Raw genomic sequence first — 18,652 nt, 5'->3', positions numbered from 1 at the left:
GTGGACGACCGATGGATTCTATTTCTCAATTGGCGCTGGGGGCGGCGGTGGGCGTGGCCGTGATGGGGCGGCGCGCCGGCACGGGCAAGGCGGTGCTGGCCGGGGCGGTGTTCGGCACCCTGCCGGATCTGGACGTGTTTATCGATTACGGCGATCCGGTCAGCAACATGACCTTTCACCGGGGCTGGAGCCATTCGCTGTTTTACCTGACGCTGCTGTCGCCGGTGTTCGCCTGGCTGCTGAGCCGGCTGCCGGGGCAGGCGCCCTGGCGGGGCCGCTGGACCCTGACCCTGTGGCTGGTGCTGATCACCCATGTGCTGCTGGACAACATGACGGTCTACGGCACCCAGCTGGGCCTGCCCTTTACCGACTTTCCCTTCGGCTTCGGCAGCATCTTCATCATCGATCCGCTCTACACTTTGCCGCTGCTGGCGGGGCTGGCCGGTGCCCTGCTCCGGCGCGGGGCGAAGGGTCTGGGCTGGAACCGGCTCGGCCTGTGGCTGAGCACCCTCTACCTGGGCTGGACCCTGGTGGCCCAGTGGCAGGTGTCGCACCGGGTGGACCAGAGCCTGGCCGAGCAGGGTGTCCAGGTCGAGCGGCGCCTGGTCACCCCCACGGCCTTCAACACCCTGCTGTGGCGCATCCTGGTGATCACCCCCTCGGGGTACCTGGAGGGCTTCTATTCCCTGCTCGACGGCGAGCGGGCGCCGGTCTTTACCCGTTATGAGCGGGGAGAGGAGCTGTACCGGCAGCTGCAGGACAACTGGTACGTGGCCCGCATCGCCTGGTTCAGCCGGGGCTTTTTCAAGATGAGCGAGCGCGGCGGCGAGATCTCGATCACCGATCTGCGCATGGGCCAGGAACCGGGCTACAGCTTCAATTTCGTGGTGGCCGAACGCCGTCCGGCCGCTGCCACCGGCGGCGAGCCGGCGCCGGTGGCGCTGGAACGACCCCGGCAGTTCAGCGAGCGGCTGGATGTACAGCTGGGGCTGGGCTGGCTGTGGCGCCGGGCCCTGGGCGAGCCGCTGGCCGCACCGGGCAACCATCTGCTGGTGGCGCCGGTCAATCCGGCGGAAGGAGCGGGGTAAAGCCGGCCGCCGGGCTTTGGCGGCCGGTGGGCATCAGACTTCCGGTTGCGGCTCCGCGGCCGGTGCCGGATCCGGCGCTCCGGCCAGCTGCTGCCGGCAGCGGCTCTGGGCACCGGGTTGCAGGTAGGGGCGCAGTATCGGCTCCATGCCCTTCAGCACCTGGACCGGCAGGGCGGAGGTAAAGCGGAACTGGTCCGACTCCTGGCCCGGCACGTAGGCGGTGAGGGTGCCGAAGTGGTTGTCGCCCAGGAAGAACACGAAGGTGGCGGTACGGTTGCGGGCCTGGGATTTGATCACCTGGCCGTAGCGGGTCACGGTTTCGATGCGGTTGTCGCCGGTGCCGGTCTTGCCGCCCAGCACCAGCGGGGTGCCGTCCGCCAGGCTGAAGCTGCCCTGCAGCCGGCGGGCGGTACCGCCGTCTACCACCTGTGACAGGGCGTCGCGCAGGGCCGCCGCCACTTCCCTGGCCATCACCCGCTGGGCCTGGTTGGGGTTGCGGGCCAGGCGTGTTTCGTAGGGGGTGGCGGCGGCGAAATGCAGGCTGTCGATGCGCACCGTGGGCAGGCGCACCCCGTCGTTGAGGATAATGCCGACCAGCTCCGCCAGGGCGGCGGGCTTGTCGCCCGAACTGCCGATGGCGGTGGCCAGCGACGGCACCAGGTGATCGAAGGGAAAGCCCAGCCGCTGCCAGCGCTGGTGGATGTCGGAGAAGGCCTCCACCTCCAGCATGATGCGCAGCCGGCTGTCGCGGGCGCTGCGATGGCGGGTCTTGAACAGCCAGCCGTATACTTCCTGGCGTTCTTCCCGGCTGGCGGCGGCGGCATCGGTAAAGCCGGCCTGCGGCTGTTGCTGCAGGTAGCCGAGCAACCACAACTCGAGCGGATGCACCCGGGCGATGTAGCCCTGATCCGGCAGGTTGTAGGCGCCGGGGCCGTAGCCGTGGTAGAGCTCGCCCAGGCGTTTTTCGGTCAGCCGCTCGTGGGGCAGTCGGTCCTGCAGGAAGGCGGTGAACTCCTCCAGGCTGGCTGCGGGCATCAGGTAGCGGTGCACCGCCGCCAGCCGCGTCGGGGTGGCGCGCAAGCCATCGAAAAAGGTGTCCAGCCGCTCTTCGGGGGTCTTGCCCTGGTACTTGCGCCAGAAGCGCAGCAAAAATACCTGTCCTTCCCGGTCCGCGAAACGGCTCAGGTATTCCTGGCGGCGGGGATCCTTGTCGTCTTCCAGCAGTTGGGTGCGGTTTTCACTCTGGTAGATGCTGTAGCGCACCAGGTCCCGCAGCAGGCGGACGAAGGGCAGGTTGATGGACTCGCGCAGGGCCTCGATCAGGGTGGGGTTGCGGCCGTTGTCTTCCTTGCGGAAGTTGCTGAAGGTGTGCATGCCGCCGCCGGTGAAGAAGCGCTCGCCGGGGCTGGCGGAATAGCGCCGCTCCAGGGCGGCGGCCAGCATGGTGGGCAGGGTGCGGTCGGTGTTGCGGATCAGGTAGTCGATGGCCCAGCGGCTGAGGAAGTCGAGTCGGTCGGGGGTGAGCCGGCGCAGGGCCTCCTGGGATTCGCCCGCGTAGCGCCGGTGCAGCTCGGCGACCACCTCCAGGTAGGTGGCCAGCACCCTGAGCTTGGCGGTGGAGCCCAGTTCCAGCTTGCTGCCTTCGTTGATGTCGAACGGCTGGTTGGTGTTGTCGGTCTGTACCCGCACGTCGAAGCTGTCGCCGCCCCGCTCGAACAGGGTGAAGCTGTAGCGCACCTCGGCGGTTTTCTCCGGTGACAGCAGCCGCTCGCCGTACAGCCCCACTTCCCGGGCGAACTCCGGATCCGCCAGCCGGTGCAGATAGTCGCTCACCTGTTGCTGCAGCTCGGCATTGAGGGTGGTGGTGGCGGAAAAGTCCAGCCGGTCCAGCTCGTAGAACGACACGCCGAGCAGGCTGGCGAGCCGGCCGCGGGTGACCTGCAGGGTCTTGTTGCTTTCGATGAACTGAGTGGCCGGGTCCTCGCGGAAGTTGCGGAACTCGAGCCGCTGTGCCAGGGCCGCGTCGCGCAGGGCAGGGCTGATGATGCCCGCCTGGGCCTGCAGCCGCAGGTAGCTGTCGCTGAGCGCGGCGAGATCCTCCCGGCCGCGAAACAGGTAGTAGGAGGGGCGGCGCTGGGCGATCATCAGCGCCATCACCTGGCGCAGGGCCTGCCCCTGCTCGGCCAGGGGCGTGTCCTTGTTCTGGGTCGGGTCCAGCAACTGGTTGACCCGCTCCAGCTCGGCGCCGAACCAGATCCACAGGCCGTCGCCCAGGCCGTGCACCTCGCCGTGGCCGGGGGCGGCGGCCAGGGGCACCGAGTTGAGGTAGGAGAGGGCCACGGCCTTGCGGGCCTCCAGGGTTTCCGGGCCGTGCCGGTAGGCACGCACGCTGGCGGAGATCATCTGGCGCAGCTTTTCGGCGGCGGAGTGGGTCAGGCCGCCGGGCGAGTGGCGGTATTTTTCTATCTGGGTCGCCAGGGTGCTGCCGCCGGCCGAGTCCTCCTGCACGTCCAGCACCTTGCCCAGCTGCGACATGGCGGCCTTGGCGAAACGGGGCCAGTCCACCGCCGGGTTGGCCAGTGGCTGTTCGGTATTGAGCAGCTCCCGGTTTTCGATAAACAGCAGGGTGCTAAGCACCAGCGGCGGTATGCCGGCAAAGCTCTCATAGTGCCGCTGCGGATAGTGGTAGTCGTAGACCGGCTCGGCCCGGCAATCGCCGATAAACAGGCCGGCCTGGGTCTTTTCCGGGTAGGGGGTGAAAAAGCCGCGGCCGGTGTATTCGAGCAGGGCGGGGGAAAACTGCGCCTGCTGCTCGATCATGAAATGGCTCTGCTGCAGCCGGCCCAGCAGCTCGGGCAGGCGGGTATAGCCCAGGCGCTGATCGAAGGGGCCGTGGCTGGGGTAGCGCACCGCGGCGCTGGCGCCGGATTCCAGGGAAAAGGTGAGGGTCTCGGCGTAACGGGAAATCTCCCGGGACTGCAGCCAGGAGGTGCGCATCTCGAAGGCGATCAGCACGCCGGAGGCCGTCAGCAGCAGCAGGAACAACAACCACAACAGCAGGCGCCAGCGGGATCGGCGCCGGACAGGCTTGGGTAAGGGCATCGACGTCGACTCCTGTTCCTGGAGGCTCAATTGAGGATGCTCGGTGTGCTGTATTGCTCCCATACAGGTCCCCTCAGCGCCACTGTAGGTGTAGGGCTTCTTATATAGAAAGCGTAGCTTGGCGGCGGCCCCGGAGGGGCGGCGGCCCGAAAAATTATTTACCGGTGCGCCGCCGATTGACGCAATCGGCTCCCCATTCGGTCACAGCTCGGCCAGCGCCACCTGCCGGGCCTGCTGCTGCAGCCGGTACATGGCCCGGTAACGCCCCTCGGGCAGCGCCATCAGCTCACGGTGGCTGCCGGCTTCCACCAGTTCGCCGTGGTTCAGCACCAGGATGCGATCGGCGCCGCTGATGGTGGACAGCCGGTGCGCCACCACCACCATGGTCACCTTGCCGTGCAGGGCCTTCAGCGCCTGCTGCACCACCTGTTCGGTTTCGCTGTCCACGTTGGCGGTGGCTTCGTCCAGCAGCAGTATCCGGGGCGAGGCGGCCAGCGCCCGGGCGATCACCAGCTGCTGGCGCTGGCCGGTGGACAGCCGGGTGCCGCGCTCGCCCAGGCGGGTGTCGAAGCCCTGCTCCAGGCCGTCTATCACCCCCAGCAGGTGGGCCTGGGCCGCGGCCCGCGCTATCTGCTCCCGGGGCAGCCCCCGGCCCATGTCGATGTTGTCGTGGATACTGCCGGCGAGGATGAAGGGCTCCTGGGGGATCAGGCCGATGCCCTGGCGCAGGGCGTCCTTGCTGTAGTCGGCGAGCGGCCGGTCGTCGAGGCGGATCTCGCCTCCGCCCGGCGGGTAGAAGCTGAGCAGCAGGTTGAGCAGGGTGCTCTTGCCGCTGCCGGTGTGGCCCACCACGCCGTAAAAGGCCCCGGCGGGAATAGCGAGATCGAGCCCCCTGAACACCGGCTTGTCGGGCCGGTAGGCGAAATCGACCCGCTCGAAGTGCACCGCGCCCCGGGGGATCTGGCCGAGCTCCCGGCCGTAGTGCTGCACCGGCTGGTGCATCAGCTGATACACCCGGTCGCCGGCGACCATGGCCTGCTGGTAGAGGTTGAAGCGCTGGGTGATCTCGGCCAGCGGCTCGGTAAAGCGGCCCATGAAGTTGAGGAAGGCGTAGAGCACGCCCACTTCCGCCACGCCGTTGACCACCTGCCAGCCGAACACCTGAAGGATGCCGAGCAGCACCAGCACGCTCAGCAAATCGATGGCCGGGCGCAGCAGGGCGGCGCCGATCTTGATGGTGCGCATACGGGCGGCGTAATAGCGCAGGTTGAGCCGTTCGAAGCGCTCGGTCGCGGCCTGCTGGCGGCCGCAGGCCTGCAGCACCGCCATGCCGGCGATGGACTCGCTGATGTCGCTGTTGATCTCGGAGCGCAGCTGGCGGCTGTCGGCCACCGCCCGGCCGCTCAGCTTCTGGTACAGGTAGATCACCCCGACCACGGTGGGGATCAGCAGCAGCGCCACCAGCATCAGCTGGACGTCGAGCAGCGCCATGGCGATGACGATGCCCACCAGCAGCACCACGTTGGTCAGCACCACCGACAGGAACTGCACATAGAGATCCTTGATCGCCTCGGTGTCGTTGGTCACCCGGCTCACCAAGCGGCCGGTCATGGCCCGGTCGAAGAAGGCCATCGGCAGCTGCTGCACATGGGCGAACACCTTCTGGCGGATATCCAGCACCGCCGCCAGCGCCATGTCGGTAAAGCGCAGGGTCTGCTGGTAGCGCAGCCAGGCGGCGGCCACCTGGGCCAGCACGTAGGTCGCCGCCAGCCCGGCCACCGGCCAGGGCGCCAGCCGGTCCGCCAGCAGGTAGTCGTCGATGAACACCTTGGCCAGCAGCGGGCCGGCCACGTCGGCGGCGGTGGCCAGCAGCAACAGCAACAATGCCTTTACCAGCAGGCGCTTGTCCCTATAAACGTAATCGAGCAGCAGGCCGAAGGTGCCCCGGCCCTGCACGGGGGCGTGATCAGGCGTCATCCAGCACCGCCTCCAGTTGTTGATAAGTCCACATCCGGCTGTACCAGCCGTCCCGGGTGATCAGTTCATCGTGGCGGCCGGCCTGCTGCCGCCGGCCGTGGTGCAGCACCAGGATCTGGTGGGCGTGCTCCAGCGCCGACAGCCGGTGGCTGACGATGATGCAGCTCTGGCCACGGCGGGCGCGCAGCTGGCGCAGTATTTGTTGCTCGGTGTGCACGTCCACCGCCGACAGGGCGTCGTCCAGCACCAGCACCGGTGCCTGGCTGAGCAGGGCGCGGGCGATGGCCAGCCGCTGGCGCTGGCCGCCGGAGAGGGTCATGCCCCGCTCGCCCACGGGGGTGTCGTAGCCCTGGGGCAGGGCGAGGATGTCGTCGTGCACGCAGGCCTGGCGGGCCGCGTCCATGACTTCCTCCCGGCTCGCCTGCGGCCGGCTGAGGGCGATATTGTCGGCGATGCCGGCACTGAACAGAAAGGCGTCCTGGGGCACATAGGCGAACTGGCGGCGCAGCTCGGCCAGCCGGCACTGCTCGAGGGGAACGCCGCCCAGGGTGATGCGCCCCGGCTCGGTTTCCCAGTAGCGCATCAGCAGTTGCAGCAGGGTGCTCTTGCCGGAGCCGGTGGGGCCGGCCAGGCCCAGCACCTCGCCGGGGGCCAGCGCCAGGCTGAGCCGGTGCAGGGCCGGCTCCCGGGTATCCGGATAGCTGAAGCTCAGCTCGTTCACCCGGATATGGGCGTCCGCCGGCACGGCCCGGCCCTGGTCGGGCACGCTGTCGGGCACCGCCAGTAGGGCGTCCACCCGGGACAGGGCCGCGCTGCCGCGCTCGACGATGTTCAGCAGCCAGCCGAAGGCGAACATCGGCCAGATCAGCTGGGACAAATAAAGGGTGAAGCTGGTGAGCTGGCCGATGCTCAGCTGCTGGTGCCAGATAAGCCAGGCGCCGAAGCCCAGGGTCAGCAGCAGGGCGGCGGACATGGACAGGAACACCACCGGCTCGTACAGCGCCTCGGCCCGGGCCACCCGGTAGTTGCGCTCGGCGGCGGATTTGGCGATGGCGCCGAACTGGCGGCTTTCGATCTCTTCCCGGCCCATGGACTTGACCAACCGTACCCCGGCAATGGCCTCCTGGGCCTTGTCGTTGAGCACCGAAAACTGCTCCAGCGCGGCCCTGAAATGATGGTGAATGCGGTTGGAGATGCGGTAGAAGGCCAGCCCCATCAGCGGAAAGGGCAGCAGCGCCACCAGCGCCAGCCGCCAGTCGATCACCCCGAACAGGATGATCAGCACCAGCAGCAGGGTCAGCAGGCCGTCGAAACCGGACAGTACCCCTTCCCCGGCGGCGACCTCGATGGCGTCGATGTCGTTGGTGGCGCGGGCCATCAGATCGCCGGTATTGTAGCGGCTGTAGAAGGCCTGGCCCTGGCGGGTCAGCAGCTCGAAGAAGCGGCGGCGCAGCAGGTTGCCCAGCCGGTAGGAGGTGCCGAACAGGATCCAGCGCCAGCCGAAGCGCAGCACATAGACGGCGATGCCCAGCAGCAGGATCAGCCCCAGCAGCCGGCCGTCGGCCTCGCCGCTGTCGGCCGCCACCAGCTCGTCCACCGCCTGGCCGATGAGGTAGGGGATGCTCATGTTCATCACCGCCACCGTCGCCAGCATCAGCAGCGCCAGGCTGTAGGTGCGCCAGTGGGCCTTGAAAAACCAGGCCAGTTGTCCGAAAAGTTTCATGGTCGTTTCCTGTTCTTCTTTTCCCGATATCGGGGCCCGGTCACCTCCGCGCATCTGAGCGCTAGTGTCGTCTGCTGGCATCACCATCAGACGGCGTCGAGGCTTGAAAGAGGCAACAGGGATTGCCTCCACCGACCGTCACATGCCAGGGACAGCATGTGCCGAGCGCCACAGGGATGTGCTTGCAGCGTGTCGGTGGAGGTGGCCCTGTTGCCTCTTTGCTGAATTATCACAGACAAGCTTCGCAGAGATCGTAAACAGGTTCTCAGCAATTTGCTGTTCGGCTCAATACAACAGATCAAAGCCCAGCTTGCCGATAATGGCGACGATCATCACCAGGGTCAGCCATTTTATCCACTTCACCCCACCGGGGCTGATGCTGAGCCGGGCCCCGAACCAGGCGCCGAGCATGCTGCCCAGGGCCAGCACCAGGCCATAGCCCCAGGCGACCTTGCCGCCGGCGATGAAAATGGCCAGGGCCGGCACCATGTAGACCAGCACGATCAGCACCTTGAGCCGGTTCACCTGCACCAGATCGATATGCAGCACCCGATAGAGCAGGGTGATGAACAGTATGCCCACCGCCACCTGGATAAAGCCGCCGTAAAGACCGATCAGTGCCAGCGCCAGGTAGACCCTGTAGCCGAGGTGGCCTTCATCCAGCGGCCGGGTGTGTAGCCCCCGGGGCATGGGCAACAGCATCAGCACGGCACAGCCACCCATCACCAGGATCAGTATCCAGCGGAACAGCCGTTCATCCAGCCCGATGGCGATCCAGGCGCCGAGCAGGGCACCGGCCACCGCCGGCAGGCTCAGTTTCAGCCCCAGGCGCAGATCGCGAAAGCCGGCGCTGTGGTACTGGCCCATGGCGGTAATGTTCTGCAGCACTATGCCCACCCGGTTGCTGCCGTTGGCGGTGGCGCTGTCCAGCCCCATGAACATCAGCAGCGGCAGGGTCAGCATGGAGCCGCCGGCCGACATCACGTTGATAAAGCCGGACAGGACACCGGCCGCCAGTAACAACAGGGCTTCGGTTGCGGTCATGCGAGTCTCGTTTCAGGGGGCGATAGCCGGGCCAGATGCGGTTGACTGCGGTGAGCCGGCAGGGGGCGCCAAACCGCTCCGCAAACAGGCAGAATAGCACGAAAATGCCGGTGGTCTCCGTTCCCTCTGTCAATCTCCGCCATATAATACAAGGGCTTATGACCATATTTCGGGTTGTCCAGGTCGTCGCTCAGGCGGTTGAGCAGAATAAGCCCCAGGGCCAGCAGGTAGTGTTGCTGCCAGAGGGCCGGCAGCGCCAACATGCCCAGCATGAAGCCGACCAGGGGCAGCGGCCGGTGCGGCAGGGGGATCACGCGGGTATCCAGCATCTCGACTCCCGGCGGTTGGCCATCAGGTGGCGGAAGGGGCGCTCAGGGCCGCCGCCAGATCGGCGAGAAAGGTCCGGATGCGGTGGGCGTTGGCGCCCAGGTCGCTCTTGCCGACCCGGGAGGCGGAGCGCATGTCGACCCGGGTGCCGCCGGCGGTGGCGGTGAGGCGGATGGCCACATCGTCTTTGAAGCCGAACAGCAGGCTGGTGGCTACCGCCTCGAGCTGCCGATCATCGCCGTTGTCGACCCGTTGCCAGCCCCGACGTTCGAGCAGCGCCAGCGTGGCGGCATGCACCCGCGCCGGCGGATGGGGCAGCAGGAGCGGCGCCAGCGCCGGCCAGGCCGCCCGCTGCCTGGCCGCCAGGGCCTCGCCGTCGTAGCCGGTGGGGTGATCCCGATCTCCGCGCAGCCGGGCCGCTGCCAGCAGCGACGGCGGGTTGACCGTATCGGTGCTGATGTCGTGAATGGCCGGATAGCGTACGCCCTTGTACACAAAGGGTGTCAGCACCGCCAACAGCAGGGCGGCGGGCACGGCGGCCGGCCAGTGCTGCTGCCAGAGGGCCAGGGCCAGCACCGGCAACGCCAGCACCAGGCCCAGTCCCACCAGCAGCAGCCCTGTGGTATAGTGCCAGAGTGTCAATCGGGTACCTATCGCGCCGGCCAGCGGCAACAGCAGGCCGGCCAGTGAACACAGCAGCAATCGGGAGCCAAAAAATGTTTCCATCGACTTTCAATCGGTTAGCATAAGAACCAGTAAACTATGGGGAAGCGGCCCCCGGTTGTAAAGGAGCTAAACGGGTGTATCTGAAAACCCTGGGAATGTACTTGCTGCTGCTGGCTCTTCCGGCACAGGCGGGACAGGCGGTCTTCGCCGGCGGCAGTTTCTGGGTGATGGATGCCCTGTTCGCCGGCCGGCCGGGGATCCAGGTGATCGAGGCGGGCTGGATGAAAAGCGGCAGCCAGCACCAGCGTCGCCAGGTGGTGCGGGTCCACTACGACGATAACCGGCTGGGTTACGGCGACCTGCTGACCCTGTACTGGGCGGCGGTCGACGCCTTCGACGAGGGCGGCCAGTTTTGCGACCGGGGCAGCGAGTTCAGCCCGGCGCTCTATGTGCAGAGCTCGCTGCAACAAAAGTGGGCGCAGCAGAGCCGGTCCCGGCTGGCGCTGGCCAGCGGGCGGGAGGTCAGGGTGCGGATCCTGCCGGCGGGCGCCTTCACCCTGGCCCTGCCGCGCCATCAGCAGTATGCCCGCCAACATCCGCTGCTCTATGCGGCCTATCGCCGGGCCTGCGGCTACCCGGCGGGCGAGCGGCTCAATCCAGCCGAACTCGCAGGCGGCCTGCCGCCAGCCAGTGTTCGATAAGGTCCGCGATGGCGGCGGCGTCGTTCAGATCCAGCAGGGGAACCGGCACCGCCAGTTGCCGGGCGTCGCTGGCCACCGCCAGTACATGGGTGTCATGCAGGCACAGCAGGGGTTTACCGTGGTCGGGGCGGTGCACCTCCAGCTTGGGGATGGGGGCGTCGCGAAAGCCCTCGACCAGCACCAGGTCGAGTTTATCCAGGCTGAGCCGTGAAAGGGATTCGTTTAAATCGGGCTCCTGTGCTTTAGTGTTCTCATAGGTGAGAATACTGCGGCGGGGGCCGGCGAGCAGGCACTGGGCGGCCCCGGCGTGGCGCAGCTGGTAGCTGTCCTTGCCGGGACAGTCCTGCTCCACGTCGTGGTGGGTGTGCTTGATGACACCGAGGCGCAAGCGGCGCCGGTGCAACAAGGCCACCAGTTGGCGCAGCAGGGTGGTCTTGCCGCTGCCGCTGAAGCCGGCGAAACCCAGCAGGGCGCAGTGACGAGCGGTGGGGGGCATATGGACGGCCTCCGAGGGACGATAACGGGCCGCCAGTGTGCCACGGCCGGCCCGCCGGGCCGAACAACAAGATCAATAAAATCGGCGGTGGACCGAAAATCATCAGCTTCCGGCAGAAACTGTCCGATGAAACACAGAGTGAACGGGTTGCGCTATGAGCAAAGGTGTGTGGGGGATAATGGGCCTGATGCTGCTGAGCCTGGCGGCGAGCGCGGAGGAAGTCAGCTTCCGGCTGTCCGGCTTGAGCGGGGCACTCGAGGACAATACCCGGGTCTACCTGAACCAGCTGCCGCCGATCCAGGCCGAGCAGCTGCCGCGCTTTCGCAAGAGCATCGTGGCGGCGGTGGAGGACAGCCTGCAGGCGCTGGGCTACTACCGGCCGGAGATCGAGGTGCAGGCGGACGACGACGATCCGGCGCGGGTGACCATCCGGGTGACCCCCGGCGAGCCGGTGCGGATCCGCAAGCTGGACGTGCTGTTGCAGGGCGACGCAGCCTCGGATCCGCTGTTCGAAGAGCGGCTCGGCGACTTTGCCCTCGACGAGGGCGACATCCTCAATCATGAAACCTATGAAGGCGCCAAGGCCAGCCTGCTCAGCCTGGCCCTGGCCCGCGGCTATTTCGACGCCGGCTACCGGCAGAGCCAGGTACGGGTTCACCCCTGGGAAAACGCCGCCGATGTGGTGCTGTCGTTCGACTCCGGCCCGCGCTTCCGGTTCGGCGAACTGAGGGTCGACACCGACCGGCCGGTGGACCGGCTGCTCAATCCGCTGGTGACGGTGCAGCCCGGCGATCCCTACCTGGCCAGCCAGGTGGCCGAGCTGAGCCGCTCGCTGTCGTCCACCCGCTACTTCCGCCAGGTGGAGGTGCTGCCGCTGGTGGGCGAGGCGGACGAGGAGCACCGGGTGCCGCTGTCGGTGGTGCTGCGGGCCAAGGCCGACAACGAGGTCGAGCTGGGGGTCGGTTTTTCCACCGACGAGGGCCCACGCACTTCGGTGAGCTGGGAGAAGCCCTGGATCAACAGCCTGGGCCACAGCTTCAACACCAGCCTCAAGCTGTCGGCCCCCAAGCAGGACATCACCTTCGTCTACAAGATCCCCCGCGGCCATCCGCTCGACAACTACTACACCCTGCAGGGCGGCTACCAGCGGCTGGATCAGGACGACACCGAGAGTGACCGGCTGGTGGCCTCGGTACACCGCTGGGACAAGAACGCCTATGACTGGACCCGGGACGTGTTCATCCGCTCCGAATACGAATCCTATACCCAGGGCCAGCAGGAGGACGACAGCTTCCTGCTGATCCCCGGGGTGTCCTACAGCCGCACCCGGGTGCGCGGCGGGCTGGATCCCTACTGGGGCGATGCCCAGATCGCCACCCTGGAGCTGTCCGAGCCCTGGTGGGGCTCGGACACCCGCTTCGTGCGGCTGTGGGGCCGCAGCAAGTGGCTGCGCTCCCTGTCCGACGATCACCGGCTGATCGCCCGGGCCGAGCAGGGCGCGGTGTGGGTGGACGAGGTGAACGATCTGCCGCCGTCGCTGCGTTTCTTCACCGGTGGCGACCTCACGGTGCGCGGCTTCGGCTACGAGTCGATCACCCCGGTCGACGCCAACGGCGACCGGCTGGGGGCCAAATACGCCACCGCCCTGAGCCTGGAATACGACTACCGGGTGGCGGAGAAGTGGCGGCTGGCGACCTTCGTGGATACCGGCACCGCCACCAACGACTACAGCGAACCCTGGAAAGTGGGCACCGGAGTGGGGGTGCGCTGGCTGACCCCGGTGGGCTCGGTGCGCTTCGACCTGGCGTTCGGGGTGTCGGAAGACCAGGTTCCCTGGCGCCTGCACTTCACCCTGGGGCCTGAATTATGAGCCGCATCAAAACGACCGTCCTCGGCCTGCTGGCCACCGTGCTCATGCTGCTGGTATTGCTGGCCGGCCTGCTGTTCACCCATACCGGCAACCAGTGGCTGTGGCAGTTGGCCAAGCAGCAGGTGCCCGGCCTGAGCGGCACCCTGGTGGCCGGCCAGCTGGGCACCGGCTGGCGTTTTGCCGAGCTCGGCTACCAGCAGGACTCGCTGGCCTTCAGCGCCCGGGATCTGACCATCGACTGGCAGCTCGGTACCCTGCTCGACCGGCGTTTCCTGCTGCGGCGGCTGGACGCCGCCGATATCGAGATCAGCATCAAATCCTTGCCCGAAGGGGGCGACCAGGAGCCGGCGGATCCGCTTACCGGGCTGACCCCGCCGCTGCGCATCGACCTGGACGAGATCCGCGCCGACCGGGTGCGCATCGAGCTGCCCGGGCAGACCATTGCCTGGCAGAGCCTGCTGGTGGCGGCCCACTGGGACGACGACGGCATGGTGATCACCGGGCCGCGGATGGCCGGACTGACCATCACCCTGCTGCCGGCGGAAGACGCGGCGGCCCCGGCCGACGCCGGCCCGGCGACCCCGGCCGGGCCGTTCAGCCTGCCGGAGGTGATACTGCCGTTCCCCATCACCCTGCAGGAATTCCGGCTGAGCGACAGCCGCCTGATACAGGACGGGGTGAGCCGGGAGCTGTCGTTGCTGCAGCTGGCGTTGGAGGGCGAGGACAGCGAACTGCGGCTGCACGACATTGAGCTGAAACACGAGCTGCTGGACGCCCGGCTCGCCGGCCGGCTCACCCTGAGCGGCGACTACCCGCTCGATCTGGTGCTGGAGGCGACCCTGCACGAGCCGCTGCTGAACGGCCAGCTGGCGGGCCAGACCCTGGGCCTGACCTTGCAACAGAACCTGGCGGCGCTGGAGGCCAGGCTCACCCTGGCCGGGCCGGTCAACGCCAGCGCCGAGTTGTCGGCCCGGCCGCTCGATCCCCGGCTGCCGTTCGAACTGGCGCTGGACTGGCAGCGGCTCGGCTGGCCGCTGGTCGAGCCCCGGTGGCGGCTGGAGCAGGGCGAGCTGACGCTGCGGGGCGAACTGGACGATTACCGGCTGCAACTGAGCAGCGAGGCCAGTGGCCCCGAGCTGCCGCCCTTCGCCATCCGGCTGGAAGCCGAGGGCGACCTGCAACAGGCCCGGCTGGCCCCGCTGGCGCTGGCGTTGCCTCAGGGCGAGGCGCGGCTGGAGGGGCGCCTGGGCTGGGCCGAGGGCATCGACTGGCAAGGTGTGCTGACCCTGGACGAGCTGGATCCCGGCGCCTTCGTGGCCGGGCTGGACGGACGGCTGAACGGCGAGCTCGACAGCCGCTTCTCGCTGCGCGGGGAGCAATGGCGGCTTGAAGTCGAGCCGGACATCAACGGCCGGCTGCGGCAGTACCCGCTGCTGCTGCGGGGCGAGGTGGAACTCAACCAGGATCTGCAGGGCACCATCCGCGAATTGGTGCTCAACAACGGCGATAACCGGCTGGCGGTCAACGGCCGGATCACCGAGCGCTGGCAGCTGGAGGGCGAGCTGCAGGCGCCCGACCTGGCGGTGTACGCCCCCGGGCTGTTCGGCGACCTCGCCGGCACCGTCCGGGTTGCGGGGGAACTGGCGGCGCCCGAGATCCGGGCCAGTCTGCGCGGCGGGCGCGCCGGCATCAACGGTACCCAGGCCAACGGCCTCGCCCTGGAGGCCGAGGCCACCCTGGGCGAGGCCATGGCCGGCGACCTGCGGCTGACGGTCGCCCGCCTGCAGAGCGGCGGGCTCGAGTTCAACGATCTGCGGCTGAACGCCGCCGGCAACGAGGCCGCCCACCGGCTGAGCGTCGAGGTGCAGGGCGATCCGCTGGCGGCACGGCTGCAGCTTAACGGCAGCCTGAACGAGCAGGGCTGGGAGGGCCGCCTGAGCGAGGCGGCCCTGGATACCCCACTGGAGCGCTGGGCCCTGCAGCAGGCGGTGGCCCTGTCCTGGCGCGAGCAGCGGCTGCGGGCCAGCGCCCACTGCTGGAGCTCGAACGGGGCCGCGCTGTGTTTCGATCCCCTGGTGGCCGGGGCCGATCAGGGCCAGGCCGGGATCGACATCCGCACCCTCGACCTGGCCCGGCTGGCGCCCTTCCTGCCGGAAGACTTCGCCTGGGAGGCTGTTCTCGGCGGCCGGGTGGAGCTGAGCTGGCAGGGGGACGCGCCGCGGCTCAACGCCCGCATCAGCACCACGCCGGGTACCTTCGTCAGCGGCGACACCCGGCTCGACTACCAGACCCTGGTGCTCGACGCCGAGATGGCCGGCAACCAGTTGCAGTCGTCGCTGGCGTTCGACTCCCGGGTGCTGGGCCGGCTACAGCTGAACGCCGATGTGGCGGAGCTGGACGGGCGGCGCGCGCTCGGCGGCAACCTGGCCATTACCGAGCTCCGGCTCGACTGGCTGGCGCCGCTGCTGCCGGAGGTGGCCCGGCTGCAGGGCACCCTGGCCGGCCAGGCCCGGCTCGAAGGCACCCTGGACGCGCCCCTGCTGTTCGGCGACATCAGCCTGACCGGCGGCGAGGTGGATACCTACTCGGACATGGTACAGGTGCGCGATTTCAGCACCCGGCTGGCGGTTCGCGGCACCAATGCCACCCTCGATGGCCGCTTGCGGGTGGGGGACGGGCCGCTCAACATCAGCGGCGAACTGGACTGGAGCGCGCTGCCGGTAAGCGGGGAAATCCGCCTGCAGGGCAGCGAGCTGGAAGCGGGTTATCCAGGCATGGGCCGGGTGCGGATCAGCCCGGATCTGCAGATCACCCTGGGCGAACAGGCCCGGGTGCGCGGCGACATCGTCATTCCCTGGGCGCGGATCGAAGTCAAGGAGCTGCCTGAAAGCGCGGTGTCCAAGTCCGCCGACGTGGTGATCGTCGACCCCTCCGGCATTGTGCCGGAAACCGGGCCGGCGCTGCCGCTGGATATCCGGGTGCAGGTGCGGCTGGCGGAAGACGTGCGGCTGTCGGCCTTCGGCCTCAAGACCCGGCTGGAAGGGGGCATGCGTATCGTGCAACAGCCGGGCCGGGTGATGCGCGGCAACGGCGAGATCCGGCTGGTGGACGGCAACTTCCGCGCCTACGGCCAGAACCTGCTGATCCGTGAGGGCAGCATACTGTTCAGCGGCCCGCTGGATCAGCCCAACCTGGCGGTGGAGGCGATCCGCAATCCCTCCTCCATGTCCGACAGCAGCATCACCGTCGGGGTGCGGGTCTCGGGCAGCGCCGCCCAGCCCGAGCTGACGGTGTTCTCGGAGCCGGGCATGCCGCAGGTGGAGCAGTTGTCCTGGCTGCTGCGCGGGCGGGGCCTGGACGGCGGCGAAAGCGACGGCAACGCCCTGGTACAGTCCATGCTGATCGGCGCCGGGGTGGGCCGGGTCGGCGGCATCGTCACCGGGGTGGGCGAGGCGCTCGGCTTCCAGGACGTGTCGGTGGACACCGCCGGCTCCGGCGACAGCACCGAGGTGAACATCAGCGCCTATGTGCTGCCGGGCCTGCAGATCGGTTACGGGGTCGGGGTGTTTTCGTCCATCGGCGAGCTGCGGCTGCGCTACGAGTTGCTGCCCAGGCTCTACCTGCAGGCGACCAGTGGCCTGAGCCAGGCGATCGATCTGTTCTACAAGTTCGAGTTCTAGCCGAGGAAGCGGAAGCCGGAAGCGACGGAAATCTTCCGACTTCCGGTTCCCGGCTTCCAGCTTTCGGCTCCAAGCTGTTAAAGTAGGGGCTTGTTGATGGTCCCCGGCCCGCGAGTTTCCGCCCTATCATGATGTCTTTGCAATTGCTGCAGCAGGAGCGCCTGGCCAAAGTGATGCTGGCCTGTGTCGTCGTCTATGCCTTGCTGGGCATGCATCTCTATCTCCCCCACCTGTTCGGCATCGGTCTGCAACTGCCTTTCAACGTGGCGGGCTGGTTTTTCATCGGCCTGATGACCACCATCGGCCTGTGGCACTGGCATCGCCGCCGCCTGCTCACCAGCCGCTTCTGGCTGGGGGTGGTGGCGGCCGGCGGCCTGTTGTGGCTGCCCTTCTTCTATTTCCACAACAATTCGGTGGCCGGCCACGCCCTGCCGCGGATGCTGGGGCTGGTGGGCGGCCTGCTGTTCTACCTGGCGCTGCAGCAGTGTCGCTTCAACGGCCGGGGCCGGCGTTACCTGCTCTATTGCCTGCTGCTGGCGGTGAGCGTCGAACTCCTGCTGGGGCTGGCCCAGTTCTTCCTGCTCGAGCCGGGCAACCGGTTCGGCTACAACACCGAGGTGCGTTCACCCTACGGCATTTTCCAGCACCGCAACGTGATGGCGAGCTTTATCGCCACCGGCATGGTGCTGGCGGTGTATCTGTGGCTGAACGAGGCCAAGTCCCCCTGGCGGCCCTTCCTGCTCAAGTCGGTGTGGTTTGCCGCCGTGCTGGGGGCCGGGGCCATGCTGGTGGTGCTGCTGCAATCCCGGGCCGGCCAGCTGGGGCTGCTGCTGGGGCTGCTGCTGCTGCAGCCCCTGGTGTGGCAGACCCTGATCAAGACCCGCTCCAAGCGGCTGCTGGCCAGCCTGGCGCTGATCCCGCTGGGGGTGGTGGGCGGGGTGTTCGGGCTGGAGGTGTTCGAGATGAGCAAGCGCAGCCTGGCGATCTACACCCAGGCGGACGGCCGGTTCGAGATCTACGCCCACGGCCTGCGCATGTGGCTGGACCAGCCCTGGTTCGGCCACGGCTACGGCAGCTTCGAGTCCGCCTTCTACCGCACCTATGCCCTGTGGCGGGAGCAGACCCCGGGCGCCGAGGCGCTGTTTACCGAGATGGGGCACCCGCACAACGAATTTCTGCTGTGGGCCATCGAGGGCGGGGTGGTGCCGCTGCTGGGACTGGTGCTGATAAGCCTCTTGGTGCTGCGGTTGCTGCACCGGGTGCCTTTCGCCCAGGCGCTGGCCTGGGTCGGCATACTGACCCCTATCTTTATCCACAGCCAGACCGAGTTTCCGTTCTATCACTCGCTGCCGCACTGGTTCATGGTGCTGGTACTGATCTATGTGATCGATGCGGAATACGGCCAGCGCCGGCTGCTGGCGCCGCCGCCGGGCTGGAGCCGCTGGCTGGTGCGGGCCTGGGGCCTCGGGCTGATGCTGTTTATGGCGACCGGCCTCTACGCCGGCCAGCAGCTGACCCGCTATGCCCAGCAGGAAGCGCGGACGCCGGCCGAACTGGCGGCGGTGATCAATCCGCTGATCTGGTACGACCGGGTGGCCTTCTATCGCCATCACTGGCAGTTGAAGGCGGCGCTGCTGGCCGGCGACCGGGCCCAGTTGCTGGACTATGCGGGCTGGGCCCGGCGCTTTCTCGAGCACACGCCCCGGGCCGGCATCTACTACAACGCCAGCCTGGCGCTCTGGGCCGCGGACGAGCCGGAACGCGCCGAGCAGTGGCTGGCCGAGGCCCGCCGGCTGTACCCCAATGTGCAGCTGTTGCGCCCGGCCAGCATCGAGCGGGCCCGGGCACGGCTGCAACGACTGCCGCCGGCGCTGCCGCCGGCCGAGCTGAACAACCTGGTTCCGCTGTACGATAACCTGCGCCCGGCCATCGGCGGGGCTTACTGAAAGCTTGAAGCTTGATGCATGAAGCTGGAAGC

The 18,652-nt window shown here is 67.9% G+C and carries 12 protein-coding genes; 5 read left to right on the top strand and 7 right to left on the bottom strand.

The window, feature by feature from the left end; translation table 11 throughout:
• The first annotated feature begins 11 nt into the window (after positions 1–11).
• Positions 12–1,088 carry a metal-dependent hydrolase gene (locus tag C7H85_RS09605; protein WP_106729493.1) on the top strand — a complete coding sequence of 359 codons (1,077 nt, stop codon included), beginning with the start codon at positions 12–14 and terminating at the stop codon, positions 1,086–1,088.
• Positions 1,089–1,121: 33 nt separating this feature from the next.
• On the opposite strand, the gene C7H85_RS09600 is transcribed toward C7H85_RS09605, so the two are convergent.
• From C7H85_RS09600 to C7H85_RS09575, 6 genes are all read right to left on the bottom strand, one after another.
• Entirely contained in the window at positions 1,122–4,253 is a 3,132-nt protein-coding gene (locus C7H85_RS09600; RefSeq protein WP_106729492.1) for a transglycosylase domain-containing protein, read from the bottom strand.
• A gap of 138 nt (positions 4,254–4,391) precedes the next feature.
• Complete coding sequence (locus C7H85_RS09595) at positions 4,392–6,167, bottom strand: ABC transporter ATP-binding protein (protein ID WP_106729491.1); 1,776 nt, start codon at positions 6,165–6,167, stop codon at positions 4,392–4,394.
• On the bottom strand, positions 6,157–7,890 hold the full coding sequence (locus C7H85_RS09590) for an ABC transporter ATP-binding protein (protein ID WP_106729490.1): 1,734 nt from the start codon (positions 7,888–7,890) through the stop codon (positions 6,157–6,159). The genes C7H85_RS09595 and C7H85_RS09590 overlap by 11 nt, the downstream gene beginning before the upstream one ends.
• 285 nt (positions 7,891–8,175) lie before the next feature.
• Entirely contained in the window at positions 8,176–8,934 is a 759-nt protein-coding gene (locus C7H85_RS09585) for a sulfite exporter TauE/SafE family protein (protein WP_106729489.1), read from the bottom strand.
• A complete protein-coding gene (locus tag C7H85_RS09580; protein WP_210433614.1) occupies positions 8,931–9,263 on the bottom strand; it encodes a hypothetical protein in 333 nt (110 codons plus the stop codon). Before C7H85_RS09580 ends, C7H85_RS09585 begins: the two co-directional genes overlap by 4 nt.
• Positions 9,264–9,285: 22 nt before the next feature.
• Positions 9,286–9,987 carry a DUF1499 domain-containing protein gene (locus C7H85_RS09575; RefSeq protein ID WP_106729488.1) on the bottom strand — a complete coding sequence of 234 codons (702 nt, stop codon included), beginning with the start codon at positions 9,985–9,987 and terminating at the stop codon, positions 9,286–9,288.
• Between the two features lie 74 nt (positions 9,988–10,061).
• On the opposite strand from C7H85_RS09575, the gene C7H85_RS09570 reads away from it, so the two are divergent.
• Positions 10,062–10,628, top strand: coding sequence for a peptide-methionine (S)-S-oxide reductase (locus C7H85_RS09570; RefSeq protein WP_245879630.1), 567 nt, complete (start codon positions 10,062–10,064; stop codon positions 10,626–10,628).
• Here C7H85_RS09570 and mobB read toward each other — a convergent pair.
• A complete protein-coding gene (gene mobB, locus C7H85_RS09565; RefSeq protein ID WP_106729487.1) occupies positions 10,579–11,124 on the bottom strand; it encodes a molybdopterin-guanine dinucleotide biosynthesis protein B in 546 nt (181 codons plus the stop codon). The two genes, C7H85_RS09570 and mobB, sit on opposite strands and share 50 nt — an antisense overlap.
• Positions 11,125–11,278: 154 nt before the next feature.
• Here mobB and tamA point away from each other — a divergent pair, with 154 nt between their 5' ends.
• From tamA to C7H85_RS09550, 3 genes are all read left to right on the top strand, one after another.
• Entirely contained in the window at positions 11,279–12,994 is a 1,716-nt protein-coding gene (tamA, locus tag C7H85_RS09560; RefSeq protein WP_106729486.1) for an autotransporter assembly complex protein TamA, read from the top strand.
• Positions 12,991–16,674 (top strand): autotransporter assembly complex protein TamB, encoded by a 3,684-nt coding sequence (gene tamB / locus C7H85_RS09555; RefSeq protein WP_106729485.1) that lies wholly within the window; start codon positions 12,991–12,993, stop codon positions 16,672–16,674. The genes tamA and tamB overlap by 4 nt, the downstream gene beginning before the upstream one ends.
• Before the next feature lie 128 nt (positions 16,675–16,802).
• Positions 16,803–18,620, top strand: a complete 1,818-nt coding sequence (locus C7H85_RS09550) for a PglL family O-oligosaccharyltransferase (protein WP_106729484.1) — start codon at positions 16,803–16,805, stop codon at positions 18,618–18,620.
• Positions 18,621–18,652 lie beyond the last annotated feature (32 nt).

This window comes from Zobellella endophytica (assembly GCF_003012775.1).
Taxonomy (GTDB): Bacteria; Pseudomonadota; Gammaproteobacteria; order Enterobacterales; family Aeromonadaceae; genus Oceanimonas; species Oceanimonas endophytica.
Note: the sequence above shows the minus strand (reverse complement) of the source record. Positions and strands in the feature narration are given on the sequence as shown.